The sequence below is a fragment of the Phenylobacterium parvum genome, from assembly GCF_003150835.1.
GTDB lineage: Bacteria > Pseudomonadota > Alphaproteobacteria > Caulobacterales > Caulobacteraceae > Phenylobacterium > Phenylobacterium parvum.
In genome coordinates this window covers 1,286,940-1,303,850 of record NZ_CP029479.1, presented here as the reverse complement: position 1 = coordinate 1,303,850, position 16,911 = coordinate 1,286,940, and the positions used below count along the sequence as shown (strand labels likewise).

Annotated in this window: 14 protein-coding genes and 1 tRNA gene; 3 read left to right on the top strand and 12 right to left on the bottom strand. The window is 68.0% G+C overall.

From position 1 onward, the window contains the following. Positions 1 to 137 precede the first annotated feature (137 nt). From HYN04_RS06335 to HYN04_RS06320, 4 genes are all read right to left on the bottom strand, one after another. Positions 138 to 629, bottom strand: a complete 492-nt coding sequence (locus tag HYN04_RS06335; protein ID WP_110449982.1) for a GNAT family N-acetyltransferase — start codon at positions 627 to 629, stop codon at positions 138 to 140. 107 nt (positions 630 to 736) lie between these two features. After that, entirely contained in the window at positions 737 to 1,222 is a 486-nt protein-coding gene (gene rpsI / locus HYN04_RS06330) for a 30S ribosomal protein S9 (RefSeq protein WP_110449981.1), read from the bottom strand. A gap of 4 nt (positions 1,223 to 1,226) precedes the next feature. Beyond that, positions 1,227 to 1,700 carry a 50S ribosomal protein L13 gene (gene rplM, locus HYN04_RS06325; RefSeq protein WP_110449980.1) on the bottom strand — a complete coding sequence of 158 codons (474 nt, stop codon included), beginning with the start codon at positions 1,698 to 1,700 and terminating at the stop codon, positions 1,227 to 1,229. A gap of 152 nt (positions 1,701 to 1,852) precedes the next feature. Continuing rightward, positions 1,853 to 2,884, bottom strand: coding sequence for a COX15/CtaA family protein (locus HYN04_RS06320; RefSeq protein WP_110449979.1), 1,032 nt, complete (start codon positions 2,882 to 2,884; stop codon positions 1,853 to 1,855). Positions 2,885 to 2,961: 77 nt separating this feature from the next. Here HYN04_RS06320 and HYN04_RS06315 point away from each other — a divergent pair, with 77 nt between their 5' ends. Continuing rightward, the gene (locus HYN04_RS06315) at positions 2,962 to 3,159 is read left to right on the top strand and encodes a DUF2842 domain-containing protein (protein WP_110449978.1); all 198 of its coding nucleotides are present in this window, start codon (positions 2,962 to 2,964) and stop codon (positions 3,157 to 3,159) included. Between the two features lie 5 nt (positions 3,160 to 3,164). Here HYN04_RS06315 and HYN04_RS06310 read toward each other — a convergent pair. The 7 genes from HYN04_RS06310 to HYN04_RS06280 all read right to left on the bottom strand — a co-directional run bounded on the left by HYN04_RS06310 (position 3,165) and on the right by HYN04_RS06280 (position 7,300). Then, positions 3,165 to 3,241 (bottom strand) — tRNA-Pro (locus HYN04_RS06310). 56 nt (positions 3,242 to 3,297) lie between these two features. Continuing rightward, positions 3,298 to 3,759, bottom strand: coding sequence for a MerR family transcriptional regulator (locus HYN04_RS06305; RefSeq protein ID WP_110449977.1), 462 nt, complete (start codon positions 3,757 to 3,759; stop codon positions 3,298 to 3,300). A gap of 3 nt (positions 3,760 to 3,762) precedes the next feature. After that, positions 3,763 to 4,065: an integration host factor subunit alpha gene (locus tag HYN04_RS06300; protein ID WP_110449976.1), complete on the bottom strand. Its 303-nt coding sequence runs from the start codon at positions 4,063 to 4,065 to the stop codon at positions 3,763 to 3,765. Between the two features lie 111 nt (positions 4,066 to 4,176). Beyond that, positions 4,177 to 5,148: a beta-ketoacyl-ACP synthase III gene (locus HYN04_RS06295; protein ID WP_162599564.1), complete on the bottom strand. Its 972-nt coding sequence runs from the start codon at positions 5,146 to 5,148 to the stop codon at positions 4,177 to 4,179. After that, complete coding sequence (gene plsX, locus HYN04_RS06290) at positions 5,145 to 6,179, bottom strand: phosphate acyltransferase PlsX (protein ID WP_110449975.1); 1,035 nt, start codon at positions 6,177 to 6,179, stop codon at positions 5,145 to 5,147. The genes HYN04_RS06295 and plsX overlap by 4 nt, the downstream gene beginning before the upstream one ends. 81 nt (positions 6,180 to 6,260) lie before the next feature. Then, a complete protein-coding gene (locus HYN04_RS06285; RefSeq protein ID WP_110451319.1) occupies positions 6,261 to 6,779 on the bottom strand; it encodes a YceD family protein in 519 nt (172 codons plus the stop codon). Next, positions 6,776 to 7,300 (bottom strand): ubiquinol-cytochrome C chaperone family protein, encoded by a 525-nt coding sequence (locus HYN04_RS06280; protein ID WP_110449974.1) that lies wholly within the window; start codon positions 7,298 to 7,300, stop codon positions 6,776 to 6,778. The genes HYN04_RS06285 and HYN04_RS06280 overlap by 4 nt, the downstream gene beginning before the upstream one ends. 99 nt (positions 7,301 to 7,399) lie before the next feature. On the opposite strand from HYN04_RS06280, the gene HYN04_RS06275 reads away from it, so the two are divergent. After that, a complete protein-coding gene (locus HYN04_RS06275; RefSeq protein WP_110449973.1) occupies positions 7,400 to 7,885 on the top strand; it encodes an outer membrane protein assembly factor BamE in 486 nt (161 codons plus the stop codon). A gap of 153 nt (positions 7,886 to 8,038) precedes the next feature. After that, positions 8,039 to 14,689, top strand: coding sequence for a YDG domain-containing protein (locus HYN04_RS06270; RefSeq protein ID WP_110449972.1), 6,651 nt, complete (start codon positions 8,039 to 8,041; stop codon positions 14,687 to 14,689). Positions 14,690 to 14,785: 96 nt separating this feature from the next. Here HYN04_RS06270 and HYN04_RS06265 read toward each other — a convergent pair whose 3' ends face one another. After that, positions 14,786 to 16,900, bottom strand: coding sequence for a sodium-translocating pyrophosphatase (locus HYN04_RS06265; RefSeq protein WP_110449971.1), 2,115 nt, complete (start codon positions 16,898 to 16,900; stop codon positions 14,786 to 14,788). Positions 16,901 to 16,911 lie beyond the last annotated feature (11 nt).

The following is a 16,911-nucleotide window of genomic DNA, read 5'->3' as shown; positions in this document are numbered from 1 at the left end:
AAACCCCGGACAGGAACCCCAGGACCGGGAGCCGTCACCCAGGGGACCGCACACGGGAAAGGGAGAAATGACGCGCTACGCCATTCCCGGGCGGAACGCCACAGGAGAGCACGCCCCCAGCGCCCGGAGAGGGAGCGTCAGGTCAGGTCGAGCCGGAAATAGTCGCTGTCGCACCAGCCGATATGGGTCTCGATGGTGTTTCGCTCCGACCTTACGAACCGGAACCCGCAGGCCTCGAGCAGCCGCTTCGATCGCACATTCCGCGGATCCACGTCCGCCCACAGGTGGTCGCAAACGCGCCGCCGTCGCATGAAGTCAATCAGTCCCTCCAGCGCCTCCCGAGCGATCCCCTGGCCCCAGACGTCCCTGATCAGAATGAAACCGACCTCAGGCGGTCGCCAGCATCCCATCTTGCCGACGATCCTGCCCCCCATCTCGATGAAGAAGTCGAACTCCGCCGAGGCGGGATCCTCCAGCAGGGGCTGTAGCCACTCCCGCGTGGCTTCGAGGGAAGGGTGCGGCCCCGAGGACCAATATGTCAGGGCGTCGCCATCGGCGAAGAGGGCGTGGATGTCCTCCAGGTCCGACAGTTGCGGCAATCGCAGGACAAGGCGTTCCGTCCTGATCATGATCCGGCCTCCATCTCCCTGCCGAGTTGGCGCTGCTTTCCTGAAAAGCAAAGGGGCCGCCCTTTCGGACGGCCCCTGGAAGCCTCGCCCATGTGGGCGGAAAGACCTTAGCGCTTCGAGAACTGGAAGCTGCGGCGGGCCTTGGCCTTGCCGTACTTCTTGCGCTCGACCACGCGGCTGTCGCGGGTGAGGAAGCCGTGCGGCTTCAGCACCGAACGAAGCTCGGGCTCGAAATAGGTCAGGGCCTTGGAGATGCCGTGGCGGATCGCACCGGCCTGGCCGGAGAGGCCCGAGCCGGCGACCGAGACGACCACGTCGAATTGGCCGGAGCGGTCAGAAACCTCCAGCGGCTGGGCGATCATCATGCGCAGGACCGGGCGGGCGAAGTAGACCTCCTGGTCGCGACCGTTGATGGTGATCTGGCCCTTACCGGGCTTGATCCAGACGCGGGCCACGGCGTTCTTGCGCTTGCCGGTCGCGTAGGCGCGGCCCTGGGCGTCAATCTTGCGTTCGTGGACGACCGCCTGAGGGGCGGCCTGGGTGGAGAGGCTTTGCAGGGCGTCGAAGCCTGTGGGAGCGGGAGCGTCGGTCATCGGCTTACTTGGTCCGCACGTTCTTGGCGTTCATGTCGCCGAAGACCACGGTCTCCGGGTTCTGGGCGGCGTGGGGATGATCCGCGCTGGCGTAGATGCGCAGGTGCGTCATCTGCTTCCGGGCCAGGGGGCTCTCCTTGGGCAGCATGCGCTCCACGGCCTTTTCGAGGACGCGCTCGGGGAAGCGGCCGCCGAGGATCTTGTCCGCGGTCCGCTCCTTGATCCCGCCGGGATGGCCGGTGTGCCAGTAGTAGGTCTTCTGCTGGAGCTTGCGCCCCGTCAGCTTCACCTTGTCGGCGTTGATCACGACCACGAAGTCGCCGCAGTCGACGTGCGGCGTGTAGTCGGGGCGATGCTTGCCGCGGAGACGATTGGCGATGAAGGATGCGAGGCGGCCGACAACGGCGTTCTCTGCATCGATCACGATCCACTTCTTCTCGACGTCGGCGGGCTTCAGCGAAGCCGTCGTCTTCAGCATGGGAACGGGTCCATTGGTTGCGCTCGGGCCGGAGCCCGGGGTGAGGCGCGCGGATACGACGCGGCCCCTTTCCCTGTCAACTCACATGCGGTGAGTTTCCGCTAAACACCTGAAAAATCGAATGAAAAAACTTCAGGTAACATGATACCAAATCAGGCGCGGCGCGCCGTCCAAAGAAACGCCGTGGCGAGGCCCAGGACGCCTGCCGCCGCTGCCTGGTGCGCAAGGCCCAGCGAAAGCGGCGTGGCGGAGACCAGGGTCCAGATCCCAAGACCGGCCTGGCAGAAGATTGACAGGCCAAGGGCCAAGCCCACCCTGCGCACGCCCACGGGCGCGCGCATCGAACGGACGCAGGCGAAGACCAGGGCGACCGCACAGGCGCAGAGCACGTAGGCGCCGATCCGGTGGTTGAACTGGACGGCCGGAATCGAGTGGGCCAGCGTCGCCCACACCCCCGGTCCGGCGTAGTCCTCCGGGAACCAGCGCCCCCCCATCAGGGGCCAGTCCGTCAGGACATAGCCAGCATCGTTCCCCGCCACCAGGGCGCCCAGCAGGATCTGGAAGTAGACCAGGACGGCGAGGCCCAGGGCCAGCCGAGGCCAGGCGCCCCGCGCATGACGCCGCGAGGGGCCGTTCCAGGCCTCCAGCCCGGTCCAGAAAAGTGCAGCCAACAGGAAGAAGGCCATGCCGAGGTGCGTCATCAGGCGCTCCGGCGCCACCGACACACGCTCGCTCAGGCCGCTGGCCACCATCCACCAGCCGATGGCGCCCTGGAGGCCGCCGAGGGCGAAAAGGGCCCAGCAACGCCCGACAAGCCGCTGGGGGATCTGCCGACGGAAAAGGAAAACCGCGAACGGAAGCGCAAAGACCAGGCCGACCAGGCGGCCGAGGAACCGATGACCCCATTCCCACCAGTAGATGAACTTGAAGGCCTCCAGCGACATGCCGCGGTTGACCTGCTGGTACTGCGGGATTTCCCGATACTTCTGGAACTCCTGGGCCCAGTGGGCGTCGCTCAGGGGCGGAAGCGCCCCTGTCACAGGGCGCCACTCCGTGATCGACAGGCCTGAGCCGGTCAGGCGGGTGGCGCCGCCTACGATGACCATGGCCAGCACCAGGGCGGCCACGCAGAAGAGCCAGATGGCGACGGGACGGGAACGATCAGGAGGAGTGAGCGCGTTCATGGCGCCCTGCTAGCCCCGGCTGCGTCGTTCGTCCATCTTTCGATGACGAAGTCGTCGCCTCAGGCTATATCCTGACCATGCAGCCGACGCTTCGAAGCTTTATTGGATCGGTGGCGATCCTCGTTTTCCTGGCCGGGTACATCTGGGCGGCGACCGCCATCGCGGATCGCCTGCCGGACGACATGCGGATCAAGCTGGTCTTCTTCGCCGTGGCGGGGGTGGGCTGGGGTCTGCCGATCCTGCCCCTGATGACCTGGATGAACAGGGGCCGTTAGGCCGATGGTCGGAGCGGCGGGATTCGAACCCACGACCCCTTGACCCCCAGTCAAGTGCGCTACCAGGCTGCGCTACGCTCCGACATCGGCGAGCGGTCCTTCTAGCGGCTTGCGCCCGACGGGCAAGCCTTTTCGACGTCAGGTCGACAGCAGGGCGTCGAGCCGCCGCTTCACCGCAATGAGATCATCCCGGGCCGCGGCCAGGCGCCGCAGGCCTTCGTCATCCGGGCCTGACGGCGCTGGAGCAGGAGATGGCGCAGCCACCAGATGGGCTGGCTCCGGGACGATGACGGAGGCGGCGGGAACCTGCTCGGGAACGGACTCTGGGCCGCTCTCCGCTCGGCTGACCAGCGCCCGGACCCCTTCGACGCGGGCGAGTTGCTGGACCTCCCGGATCGAAAGCCCCCGGTCATGGAGAAGCACCCGGAGGGACTTCAGGAGGGCGACGTCCTGGGGGCGATAGAACCTGCGCCCGCCGGCGCGCTTCATGGGACGGATGACCGAGAACCGCGTCTCCCAGAACCTCAGGACATGCGGGGCGACGCCCACCTCGTCGGCGGCCTCGGAAATGGTCCGGAAGGCGTCGGGGCCCTTGGCCACGGCCTACTTCGAGAGGGCGCGGTCGATCCGCGCCTTCATCACCTGGCTGGCGCGGAAACCGATCACCCGCCGTGGCTCGATGGCCGCGGGCTCGCCGGTCTTGGGATTGCGGCCCATGCGGGCCCGCTTGGCGCGGACCTGGAAGACGCCGAAGCCCGACAGCTTCACCTGCTCGCCGCGCTCGAGGGCCTGGGCGGTCAGTTCCAGCGTGCGCTCGACCAGCTCGGCGCAGTCCTGGCGGGTCAGGCCGACCTCTTCATGGACCGCCTCGGCGAGGTCCGCACGGGTGACTGTAGAGCCGTTCATGGCCTGGGTTCCTGCGAGGGGTTGAGTCGCCACGCCGGCCGCTGCCGGTCAGCCGCCAGATAAGCCTTTCAAGTCAGGCCCATCAAGCCCGATGTTAACGACGCGTGGGGGTCAGAGCCGCAGGGTGCAGGCGCCCCAGGTCAGGCCGCCGCCCATGGCCTCCATGATGAGGAGGTCTCCACGGCGGATCCGGCCGTCGGCGATCCCCTGGGCCATGGCCAGGGGAATGGAAGCCGCCGAGGTGTTGGCGTGCTCTGCGACCGTCGAGATCACCTTGGCCTCGTCCAGGCCCAGCCGGCTGGCGACCCCGTTCAGGATGCGCTGGTTGGCCTGGTGCGGGATGAACCAGTCGACATCGGCGATCTGGATCCCGGCGTCCTCCGCCGCCGCGGTCACGGCCTCGGAGATGTTGATGACCGCGTGCTTGAAGACCTGGTTGCCCTGCATGCGCAGGTGGCCGACCTGGCCATTGGTCGAGACCCCGCCATCCACATACAGCATGTCCTGCTTGGTCCCGTCCGCCCTCAGGGCGAAGCCGAGCAGGCCACGGTCGCTGGCGTCTCCCCTGCCCTCGCCCGGTTCCAGCACCACGGCGCCCGCTCCGTCGCCGAACAGGACGCAGGTGCCCCGGTCGCTCCAGTCCATGAGCCGGGTCATGGTCTCGGCGCCGATCACCAGGGCGCACTTCGAGCGCCCCCGCGCCGTGAAGCCGTCGGCGGTCGACAGGGCGAAGACAAAGCCCGAGCACACGGCCTGCACGTCGAAGGCGATGCCGACCGGCGCCCCCAGCTTGCGCTGGACGATGGTCGCCACGGCCGGAAATGTCAGGTCGGGGGTCGTCGTGGCGACGATGATCAGGTCCACGTCGGCCGGAGTCCGCCCCGCCGCCTCCAGGGCCCGGCGCGCCGCTTCGACCGCCAGGTCCGAGACCGCCTGGTCCGGAGCCGCCCTGTGCCTCTGCCGGATGCCCGTCCGCTCCTGAATCCATTCGTCCGAGGTGTCGACGAACTTGGCGAGGTCAGCGTTGGTCAGCACCTCGTCCGGGAGATAGCCGCCGACACCTGTCACCACGCTCCGGATCACGCGGGAGCTCCTTCAGGCGGGGCGCCAAGGCGCGACATGTTCCGCTCAATCTGGCTCATCAGGTCGCTGGCCGCCAGTTCCGCAGCCAGGCCGACCGAGCGACCGAAGTCCTTGGCGTCCGCGCCGCCATGGCACTTCACCACCAGCCCGCTCAGACCGAGCAGGGGCGCCGCGGGCGTGGGCGTGATGCGGGCCTTGAAGCGCCGAAGGGCCGGCCGCGCCAGCAGGGCGGCGATCTTGGCCGGCAGGCTGGAAGTCAGGGCGGCGCGCAGCTCCTCGGTGATGTAGCGGGCCGAGCCCTCGCCGGTCTTGAGGGCCACATTGCCGGTGAAACCGTCCGTGGCGACCACGTCGACGAGGTTGGCCGACAGGTCATCGCCCTCGACAAACCCGTGATAGTCCAGGTCCAGCCGCCCGCTCTTCAGGATGGCGTGGGCCTGCTGCACCGCCTCATGGCCCTTCATGTCCTCGGAGCCGACATTCAGAAGGCCGACCCGGGGCCGGGCGACCCCGTAGGCGACCCGGTGATAGGCCTCACCCAGGATGGCGAACTCGACCAGCCGCTCTGCGTCGCACTCGATGTTGGCCCCGGCGTCCAGGAAGGTCGTCACGCCCTTCAGGCCCGGCCAGGGCACGACCAGGGGCGGGCGTTCCATGGGCACGGCCATCCTCAGGACCAGCCGTGCGATCGCCATAAGGCTGCCCGTGCTGCCGCTGGACACCGCCGCGGCGGCCTCTCCGGCCTTCACGGACTCCACGGCGTTCCACATGGAGGCGCCCTTGCCGCGACGCACCGCATTGGCGGGCTTCTCGTCCGAGGAAATGACCTTGTCCGTGTGGCGCACCTCGCTGCGCCCTGCGAGCTCGGCGTTCCGGGCCAGCTCCGGGCCGATCTGCGCCTGATCGCCATGCAGGAGGAAGCGCAGATCACCCGGCAGGTGCTTCAGGGCCAGGGCCAGGCCGGGCACGGTGGCGGAAACCCCGTGATCGCCGCCCATGGCGTCGATCGAAATGACTTTGGAACCCGACAAAAGACTCAGCCTGACCTCACATGCCCAATGATCAACGATACAGCCCGAAGGGGGCCATGCAAACCGAGCCGAGGCACTGGCTCACGTATTGGGTGGCTTCAGCGCCCTGAGGGCGGCGAAGGGCGAGTCCTCCCGCGCCTCCGGCGCCCAGTCGAAGACAGCGTCCGGCCGCCTGGGAAACGGATCGATCTCCAGGGCCAGGTGCTCTTCCACCAGGGCGTGCAGGTCGACCGCGTCGCCTTCGAGGGGCTCGGGCGGGTCCGGGGACTCCAGGGAGATCTCCACCTCTCCGGCGGCGGGATCTTCCGGCAGGTTCGGGCTCCCCTCTGGAACCAGCCTCAGTTCGATGTCGCCGTTCGCAGGCTGGTCAAAGGGCTCCAGGGTCACGCCGCAGACCTGGGTGACCCGGGCCCGGAAACGTCCACTCACCTCGCAGCCGTCCATCCAGGACCGGACTTCCAGCTCGGCCTCAAGCGCAGGCAGGGCTCTCACGCCCAAGCGGGCGGCCAAGGCCGCGCGAACGGCCTCGTCCGGGATCCATTTGCGGCGCACCGGCCCTGCAGCCAGGTCCCCGAGCCGGACAATGCCCTCGCTGGTCATGCCGCAGACCATTCGAGGGCGCCGTCGAGAAGGCTCCGCAGGGGTAGCCCCGCCAGGTGTGACCTCTGTCCCAGGACATAGGCCGACATGGCCTCCAGGGGCGGATTGTCGACGCCCTGGTAGACCGTCCGCTCAAGAATGACCGGGAGGGGATCGGCGCCCTCCTCCCCGATGAAGGCGCCCTCGTAGTTGCGCAGGCGACCGTAAAGCGCCTCGCCGATCCGGCGCATCTTCTTGCCCACCGAAAGGTCCCCGACCCCCATTTCCCGGAGGGCGTCGTCCAGGGAACGGATGTAGGCGTCAAAGAGGCCCTGCGAGACCTCGGCGGCCTCATCGCCCTGGCGGACCAGCCGGTCCAGGACCAGGATGACATGCAGGCTGTACAGCTCGAACCGCCCCTCGACGGTGTCCGGGGTCGCAAGCTCGCGGTAGAGCCTGGGCTGGCGGGCCTGGGCCACGCAGGCGGCGTAGAGCCGCTTTCCGGCCTCTGTCGCGGGTCGCTGCTTCCTGAAGAGTCGCATCTCGGCCTCGATTTCGCCGCGAGCGGCGGCTAACGCCGGCATTGCAGTAAGGGGCGGTGAGCGTTAGGTCAAAGCCCGGAGCCAGGAAACGGAACTGTTATGCTGAAACGCGCCGTCTTCGCCGCCGTCCTCGCCGGGACCGCCCTGTCCGGGGCCTGCGCGCCCATGGCCTCCTATTCCGGCTTCCAGGCGATCGAGTCCAATCCCCGCGACGTAAAGCCGGGTGAGGACAGCAAGGCGAGCGTGCGCGGGCGACTGGGTTCGCCGTCTTCCATCTCGGCCTTCGATCCCAATGTCTGGATCTACATGAACCAGACCAAGGAGACCGTGGCCTTCATGCGCCCGGTCGTGACCCGCCGGGACGTCACCGTCATCACCTTCGACAAGGAGACCGAGGCGGTGAAGACGGTCGATAACCTGACCCTCGCCGACGGCAAGGTGATCGCCTTCAACGGTCGCGAGACCCCCACCCGTGGACGTGAGCTGACCGTCATCGAGCAGCTGATCGGCTCCATCGGCGCCGGCGGCCTGCTGCCCCGCGAAGAAGAAGGCGTTCCCGGCTCGAGGCCTGGCGACCGCCGCTGACGCGGGCCCGCTCCCGATCCACAACCATTCTCCGCCGGTCGGCGCGCCGTCGGCCTGTGGTTTCCCGTTAAGCTTGAATTCTCCTTTACCTTGAACGCGTGCGCTGGCTAGGTCAGCGGCGCCGGAGGGCGTGTTCGTGGGGGGAGATGCGTCTTGAAACACCAATGGCTTCTCGGCGCGTCCGTTTTCGGTCTTCTCGCCGCCTCCCCCGCCCTTTCGCAGGCCTTGCCGCAGGGCGGACAGGTCTCAGCGGGTGACGCCAGCGTCTCTGCGGGCAAGACAAGCCTCACCATCACCCAGTCCACTCCTCGGGCGATCCTTAACTGGTCGTCCTTCTCCGTCGGCCAGGGCGCATCGGTGCACTTCGCCAATGGTCGCGGCGCCACCCTGAACCGGGTGACGGGAGGCGACCTCTCGCGGATCGACGGGGGCCTCAGCGCCAGCGGTTCCGTCTACCTGCTCAACCCGGCGGGGATCCTCATCGGACCGGGGGGAGAGATCGCGACAGGCGGAAGCTTCCTGGCCTCGACACTTGACCTTTCCGACGCGGACTTCCTTGGCGGCGGCGCCCTCTCCTTCTCGGGCGACTCCCAGGCCTCCGTGATCAACCTGGGTCGCATCGGCGCGTCGGGCGGCGACATCCTCCTGCTCTCACGCACCGTGGAGAATGGCGGCGAAATCGAGGCGCACGGCGGCGCGGCGGTCCTCGCCTCAGGCAGCCGCGTCACCCTGGCGGAAGCCGGCGCAGCAGGGGCCCGCCTCCAGGTGGAGCTGGGCGCGCCCGGCGGCGGCGTCACCCAGTCCGGGCGCATCCGCGCGGCCATGGTCGACCTGGCGACACAGGGCGGCAACATCTACGCCCTTGCAGGAAACCTCGGCGGCGAGGTCCTCGCCTCGGGCGCCGGACGGCTTGGCGGTCGGGTGACGATCTCTGCCGGAGAAGGCTCGGTCCAGGTGGATCCCGGCGTCCGCATCGCCGCGTCTTCCGGGCCTGACGGCGGTCAGGTGTCGATCTCCGGGAACCTTGTCTTCAACCAGGGGATCCTCGACGCCTCGGGGCGGCGCGGGGGCGAGGTGTCGATCGCCGGAGGAGCCGTCTTCAACACCGGAAGGATCTCCGCCGCCGGGAACCGGGGCGACGGGGGGCGGATCGCCGTGGTCGCCGCCCGGACCTACACCGAGACCGCCTCGGGCGAGGTGACGGCGACCGGGACCGCCCGCGGCGGCGCCATCGCCATCGACGGCGGGGCCAACCTCTATACCTCGGGATCCTGGTCGGCATCGGCGCCCGGCGGCGTCGGGGGCGCCATCGTCGCCCTTGGCTCCCGGATCGTCCTGAATGAGGCTGCACTCTCCGCCGACGGCGGGTTGGGCGGCCGGATCCGGATCGGCGGCGACTATCGGGGTCTCGGAGATCTCAGGCCGGCGCTCGAGGTCCTGTCCACGCCGGGGACCCGGGTCTCCGCGACCTCGGAGTACGCCCGGTACGGCGGCTCGGTCGTCTACTGGTCAACCGGTCTCACCGAGGTCTGGGGCCGAACCTTCGCCGCGGGCGCCGGGTTGATCGAGGTCTCCTCCAAGGGCGACGTCCGGCTGGGCGGCCTGGCGGACGCCGGCGTCGGGGGCCAGGTCCTCCTCGATCCGAAATCCATCGTGATCGACGCCTCCAGCGGACTCTATCCACAGTATGAGCTCATCGACCCGCATTTCGGGAGCGACAACAACTTTGGCGCACAGGTCGTTCCGCTGAGTACGGGTAATGTCGTCGTCACCGCCAGCTTTGACTCCTCCGTCGCCCTGCGCGCGGGAGCGGTTTACCTTTTCAACGGGACGACCGGCGCGCTCCTTTCGACCGTCGTGGGATCGCGCGCCGATGACCGGGTTGGTTACTGGGTCGAACAACTTATTGGCAACGGCAACTTCGTCATCAGCTCACCGAACTGGAGCAATGGGGCCGCTGCGGGGGCTGGGGCCGCGACCTGGGGCAGCGGGGTGACCGGCGTCAGCGGGGTTGTCTCGGCCGCCAACAGTCTCACCGGAGTTCGCACAGCCGACCAGGTTGGACGCATCACCCCACTGACCAACGGCCACTACGTTGTCACATCGGGTTATTGGGACAATGGCGCGATCGCCGACGCAGGGGCCGTGACTTTCGGCAACGGCGCAACGGGCGTGACTGGTGCAGTCAGCGCCGCGAACAGCCTTGTCGGGTCAACCGCCGGGGATCGGGTCGGCCTCATCGGTTCGGGGTGTTGTGCTTACCCGGGGATCTTCACACTTTCGAACGGAAATCTTGTCGTAAGCACGCCGAACTGGAGCAACGGGGCCGCCGCCGCCGCCGGGGCCGTAACCTGGATGAACGGGACCACGGGCCTTACCGGGACGATCAACGCCTCGAACAGCCTTATTGGCAGCACCGCCGGCGACCAGATCGGTTCGGGTCGGACCTGGGAACTGGCCAACGGCAACTTCATCACGTCCTCGACTCACTGGGACAACGGCGCAGCCGCCGATGCAGGGATGGTAGCTTGGGGCAGTGGTGTCACAGGGATCACCGGGCTGGTCTCTGCGTCAAACAGCCTGGTTGGCGGAAGCGCCGGGGATCTCGTCGGGTCTTACACGCTGCCGCTTTCGAACGGATCCTACGTCATCGGAAGCGCCTACTGGGACAATGGCGCCATCACGGACGCCGGGGCGCTGACATGGGCCTCGGGTACTGGATCTACGGTCGGCCTCATCTCGGTTTCGAACAGCCTTGTCGGATCGCAGATCGGCGATCGTGTGGGCTACGCCGTATTCCCCCTGACAAACGGGAACTATGTCGGCGTCAGTCCCGACTGGGACAATGGCGCCACCACAAATGTCGGGGCGGTCAGCTGGGGTAGCGGACTTGGCGGAACGGTGGGTTCAGTTTCAGCCTCCAATAGCCTCGTGGGCGCTGGAGCAAACGATCGCTTTGGGAGCATCGCCTCCCTGACGAATGGCAACTATGTCGCGTTTGGAGCGATCAACGACGGCGCCGCGTCGAATGTGGGGATAGCCGTCTGGGCTTCTGGCTCAGGCCCTACGTCGGGCGTAGTGGATCTGGCCATGGGTCTTCATGGCTCGTCAGCGGGCGATGGCGCCGCGATTGATGTCATTCCATTGGCCAATGGCAACTATGTGGTGACGACACCATTTTGGAGCTTGGGCGCAATTTCCTCCGTCGGAGCCGTGACCTGGGGAAATGGCCTCGGCGGGACGACCGGGGCGATCTCAGCATCCAAGAGCCTAATCGGATCCACCGCCCAGGACCGGGTGGGGATCGGCGGTATGGTGGCCCTACCCAACGGCAATTACTACGTCAGTAGTCTTGTCTGGAACAACGGAGCGGCCCTCGAGGCCGGAGCTGTGACCTGGGGCAATGGCCTCGGAGCAACGGTTGGGGTGGTCTCGGCGTCCAACAGCCTGGTGGGCCTGAGCACCGGCGATTACGTGGGCGGATACACCCTGCTGATGGACGGCGGATACGCCATTACCCTGACCCCAAGCTGGGACTCCGGAGTGCTCGAGGACGCTGGGGCCGTAACATGGCTCTCTCCAACCGGAGGGACCGTGGGGGCGGTCTCGGCTGCAAATAGCCTCGTTGGCTCCCATGCCTTCGACTATGTCGGGGACCAGTTCTCCCTCGACAACGTCCTGTCGCTCCCCGGAGGTAACTATACGGTCTCCAGCCAGGATTGGAACGGGGTCGGAGCCGTGACCTTCGGCAAGGGAACAACCGGCGTCAGCGGTGTTGTCTCCTCGATCAACAGCATTCTCGGAGTCGCCCCAGGCGACCGGATCAGGATGAGATGGAGCCCCTACCTCGGAGACGGATCCGTCTTTTTCGTCAACGGGAACAAGGGCCGGGTCTTCGTCGGTCTCACCGACCTGAACCAGCTGACCTACAACCGCGCCACGGGCCAGACCGTCACCCTGCTTCCGGCGCACCTGACGGCCCAGCTGGCGACCGGATCGTCCCTGACCCTGCAGGCCAGCAACGACATCACCATCAACAGTCCCGTGATTGTTCCCGGTGCCAGCGGCGGCGACCTGACCCTGCAGGCGGGGCGCAGCCTTCTGATCAACGCCGGCATCACTACGGCGGGCGGCGACATCAACCTCTACGCCAACACCCTCCTGTCCTCCGGCGTTGTGGACGCCGACAGGGACCCGGGCGCCGCCGTCATCACAATGGCGGGCGGGACCTCCCTTGACGCCGGGACCGGCGACATCCGCATCCACCTCGGCCCCGGGACGGGCAAGACCCACCTGACCAGCGGGGCCATCACCCTGGGATCGCTCTCCGGCGCCAGCATCCGGGTCGACAACGTCGGGACCTCAAGCGGATCCGACATCATTCTCCGCCCGGGCGCGACGCTTTCAGCCACCGGGGCCGGTGATGCGATCCGACTCGCCGCGAACGGGAACTTCATCAACAACGCCGGCGCGGCCTCGCTCTCCGCCGCTGCAGGCCGCTGGCTGGTCTACAGCCAACTCACGGGGTCGGCCGGCCTCGCTCCGACCGGGAACGTGACCGGCGGCCTGACCGGTAAGGCCTGGTATGGCGCGCCTTACACATTCTCCGCCTCCGGGTTCGGGAGCTTCGCCAGCGCCCCGGGGCCCGGCAACCGGTTCGTCTACGGCTTCCAGCCCGTTCTCAATGTGTCCGTTGACGCAGTCAGCGTGACCTACACGGGCTCAGCGCCGGCGGCGGGTTCCTTCAATGTCACGGGCCTGAGGGCGGGCGACAGTGCGGCGGACGCCTGGTCAGGAGCCCCCGCCCTCGGCGGACTGGCCGCCTGGAACGTCGGGACCTACGCGGTCACGCCCACGCTCGGGACCCTGGTCTCGGGGCTCAACTACGGCTTCAGCTTCACCCCAGGCAACCTGACCATCACCCCGGCCGCCCTCCAGGTCCAGGCCGTGACGGACTCCCGCGCCTACAACGGGACCGCCACCTCCAGTCTGACGCCCCTGGTGACGGGACTGCAGGGAACCGACGCCATCCCTTCCCTCTCGCAGGTGTTTGACAGCCGGAACGCCGGCGCCCGGACCCTCTCGGTCGCCCCCTTCACGGTCAGCGACGGGAATGGCGGGGCGAACTACACCGTCACCACCCTGTCCGCGGCGGGAAGCATCGCCCCGGCGCCGCTCAGCCTGACCGCGGCTTCAGCCTCCAGGGCCTATGACGGGACCACGACCGCCTCAGGCGCCCCGGTCGCGGCGGGCCTCTTTGCGGGAGACACCGTCTCGGGCGTCACCCAGGCCTTTGACAGCCGCAATGCCGGACCCCGCTCGGTGATGATCACCGGCTATGTGCTGAACGACGGGAATGCCGGCGGGAACTATACGGTGACCCTCAACTCCGCCGCGGGGTCAATCTCCCGCGCCCTGCTCAGCCTCACGGCTTCGGCGGCCTCCCGGACCTACGACGGAAGCATCGTCGCCCCGGGGACCCCGATCGCCACCGGCCTTGCGCCCGGGGACTCCGTCTCCAACCTGAGCCAGGCCTTCGACAGCCGCAACGCGGGGACCCGGACCGTCACGGTCACCGGCTACACCGTGAACGACGGGAACGCCGGCGGGAACTACACCGTCAGCCTGAACTCCGCACAGGGTTCCATTGGCAAGGCCCTCCTGACCCTGTCGGCGACCCCCGCCAGCAAGACCTACGACGGAAGCACCGCCGCTTCAGGAACCCCGACCGTTTCCGGGCTTGTCAGCGGCGATACTGTCTCCGGCCTCTCACAGGGCTTTGACAGTCGCAACGCCGGCGCGCGCACCGTCTCGGTGACCGGATACACTCTGAACGATGGCAATGGCGGCGGGAACTACACGGTCCGGCTCGACACCGCCGCAGGCGCGATTTCCCGGGCCCTCCTGACCCTGTCCGCCTCGGCTCAGAACAAGACCTACGATGGAAGCGCGGCGGCGGCGGGAACCCCCGTGGCGTCCGGTCTGATCGCCGGCGACAGCGTCTCCGGTCTCAGCCAGGCCTTTGACAGCCGTAACGCCGGGGCTCGGACGCTCTCGGTCACCGGCTACGCCGTGAACGACGGGAATGGCGGCGGCAACTACACGGTGGTCCTGAACTCCGCCTCGGGCGCCATCGCCAGGGCGGTCCTGACCGTCACCGCGACATCGGAGACCCGGGTGTATGACGGCGGGACCGGCTCCGCAGGAACGCCGACCGTGTCTGGCCTTGTCGCCGGAGACTCCGTAGGCGGACTGGCCCAGGCCTTCGATACCCCCGACGCCGGCGCCAGGACCCTGTCCGTGACCGCCTACACCCTGGTCGATGGCGCAGGAGGTGCGAACTACCAGGTCCGCATGACACCGGCCGCCGGGACCATCACGCCCCTCCCCCTCTCCATCGCGGCAGACGACGCCAGCCGTCTCGCGGGCCTTCCCGATCCGGTCTTCACCTGGCGCCTGACCTCTGGCCAGGTCCTGGCCAGGGATGCCCTTTCGGGCCTGCTGGCCCGGGAACCCGGGGAGAGCCCCGGCCTCTACGCGATCCTGCTGGGCGGGCTGACTGCAGGGCCGAACTACAGGCTGGACTTCACGCCGGGTTTCCTGCGGATCACCCCTGGAGCCGTGGACGACCTCGTCATCCGCCCCCTGCCCGCTTTCCTGCCCACTCCGCCGCCCAGTGTCCGTGACGAGACCGGCGTGACCCGGGTCGTCGCCTGTGGCGGGGATGCGGCGCGCTGCGCACCAAGGCCCGGCGTGAGGGCAGGCGCGGCGCGGCCCCTTCCGGCGGCCGCCTACAGCCAGTGATGCACGGAAGGACATGAGAAAACGCCCCGGGAGTGATCCCGGGGCGTCATCCGTACCGAAATTGGGCGGCGGGTCCGGGGACCGGCCCCCGGGGCCTCAGCCCGCCGCGTGCAGGATGGCCAGCAGCAGCAGGGCGACAATGTTGGTGATCTTGATCATCGGGTTCACGGCGGGACCCGACGTGTCCTTGTAGGGGTCGCCGACGGTGTCGCCGGTCACCGCGGCCTTGTGGGCCTCGGAGCCCTTGCCGCCGTAGTGACCCTCTTCGATCAGCTTCTTGGCGTTGTCCCAGGCGCCGCCGCCGGAGGTCATCGAGATGGCCACGAAGAGGCCGGTCACGATCACGCCCATCAGCATGGCGCCCAGCGAGGCGAAGCCATTGGCCTTGCCCGCCACGGCGGTGATGACGAAGAACAGGACCACGGGAGAGACGACCGGCAGCAGGGACGGCACGATCATCTCGCGGATGGCGGCGTTGGTCAGGATGCTGACCGCCCGGCCGTACTCCGGCTTGACCTCACCGGTCATGATGCCGGGGTTCTCGCGGAACTGGCGGCGGACTTCCTCCACCACCGACTCTGCAGCCCGGCCCACGGCCGTCATCGACAGGCCGCCGAACAGGAAGGGCAGCAGGCCGCCGAACAGCAGGCCGACCACCACGTAGGGGTTCGACAGGTCGAAGGCGACCGTGCCCAGGCCTTCGAAGAAGGAGCCCGGCTTGGCCTCGGCCGAGAAGTACTTCAGGTCCTCGGTGTAGGCGGCGAAGAGCACCAGGGCGCCCAGGCCGGCCGAACCGATGGCATAGCCCTTGGTCACGGCCTTGGTGGTGTTGCCCACGGCGTCCAGGGCGTCGGTGGTGACGCGGACTTCTGCGGGCAGGCCCGCCATTTCCGCGATGCCGCCGGCGTTGTCGGTGACCGGGCCGAAGGCGTCGAGGGCGACGATGAAGCCAGCGACGCCCAGCATGGCGGTGGTCGCGATGGCGATGCCATAGAGGCCCGCAAGGCCGAAGGTGATCATGATGCCGGCGATGATGACGATGGCCGGAGCGGCCGTCGACTCAAGGCTCATGGCCAGGCCCTGGATCACGTTTGTGCCGTGACCGGAGACCGAGGCCTTGGCGACCGACTTCACCGGACGGAAGCCCGTGCCGGTGTAGTACTCGGTGATCACCACGATGAGGGCCGTGACGGCCAGGCCGACGAGGCCGCACAGGAACAGGGACTGGGCGTCGATGACCAGGCCGCTGTTGGTGGTGACCGGGCCCGGGACCAGGGCGTGCACCGCCCACCAGATCGCGCCGATGGACAGGACGCCGGTGACGATGAGGCCCTGGTAGAGGGCGCCCATGATGTTCTGCGAACGGCCCAGGCGCACCGCGAAGGTGCCCAGGATCGAGGTGACGATGCAGACCGCGCAGATAACCAGCGGCAGCAGCATCAGGTTCAGGGCGCCGGCCCCGAAGAAGATGGCGGCCAGGACCATGGTCGCGACGATGGTCACGGCGTAGGTCTCGAACAGATCGGCGGCCATGCCGGCGCAGTCGCCGACATTGTCACCCACGTTGTCGGCGATGGTGGCGGCGTTGCGCGGGTCATCCTCGGGGATACCGGCCTCGACCTTGCCCACCATGTCGCCGCCCACGTCGGCGCCCTTGGTGAAGATGCCGCCGCCCAGACGGGCGAAGATGGAGATCAGCGAAGCGCCGAAGCCAAGGGCCACCAGGGCGTCGATGACGTGACGATCGTTGTACGCCAGGCCCATCACGCCGGTCAGGAAGTGGAAGTAGCCCGCGACGCCCAGCAGGGCGAAGCCGGCCACCAGCATGCCGGTGATGGCGCCCGACCGGAAGGCCATGGACAGGCCCTGTGCCAGGCCCTCGGAGGCCGCCTGGGCCGTCCGGACGTTGGCGCGGACCGAGATCAGCATGCCGACGAAGCCAGCGAGGCCGGAGAGCACGGCGCCGATCAGGAACCCGAAGGCCGCAAGGCCGCCCAGCAGGGGGAACAGCGCCACGAAGATCACGGCGCCGACGATGCCGATCGCCGTGTATTGACGGTTGAGATAGGCCTGAGCGCCTTCCTGGATCGCCGCAGCGATCTCCTGCATCCGGGCGTTGCCCGGTGAAGCCCGCATGAGGGAGACCGTCTGGACGACGCCATAAAGCACCGCAAGGAGGCCGGCCAAGATCGCCAGCATGATGTAGCTCATAGTCGAAGCGC

What these genes read in the sequence shown, in the direction of transcription:
- HYN04_RS06335 (WP_110449982.1), bottom strand. Translation starts at nt 629, where the DNA reads ATGATCAGGACGGAACGCCTTGTCCTGCGATTGCCGCAACTGTCGGAC.
- rpsI (WP_110449981.1), bottom strand. Translation starts at nt 1,222, where the DNA reads ATGACCGACGCTCCCGCTCCCACAGGCTTCGACGCCCTGCAAAGCCTC.
- rplM (WP_110449980.1), bottom strand. Translation starts at nt 1,700, where the DNA reads ATGCTGAAGACGACGGCTTCGCTGAAGCCCGCCGACGTCGAGAAGAAG.
- HYN04_RS06320 (WP_110449979.1), bottom strand. Translation starts at nt 2,884, where the DNA reads ATGAACGCGCTCACTCCTCCTGATCGTTCCCGTCCCGTCGCCATCTGG.
- HYN04_RS06315 (WP_110449978.1), top strand. Translation starts at nt 2,962, where the DNA reads ATGCAGCCGACGCTTCGAAGCTTTATTGGATCGGTGGCGATCCTCGTT.
- HYN04_RS06300 (WP_110449976.1), bottom strand. Translation starts at nt 4,065, where the DNA reads ATGAACGGCTCTACAGTCACCCGTGCGGACCTCGCCGAGGCGGTCCAT.
- HYN04_RS06285 (WP_110451319.1), bottom strand. Translation starts at nt 6,779, where the DNA reads ATGACCAGCGAGGGCATTGTCCGGCTCGGGGACCTGGCTGCAGGGCCG.
- HYN04_RS06280 (WP_110449974.1), bottom strand. Translation starts at nt 7,300, where the DNA reads ATGCGACTCTTCAGGAAGCAGCGACCCGCGACAGAGGCCGGAAAGCGG.
- HYN04_RS06275 (WP_110449973.1), top strand. Translation starts at nt 7,400, where the DNA reads ATGCTGAAACGCGCCGTCTTCGCCGCCGTCCTCGCCGGGACCGCCCTG.
- HYN04_RS06265 (WP_110449971.1), bottom strand. Translation starts at nt 16,900, where the DNA reads ATGAGCTACATCATGCTGGCGATCTTGGCCGGCCTCCTTGCGGTGCTT.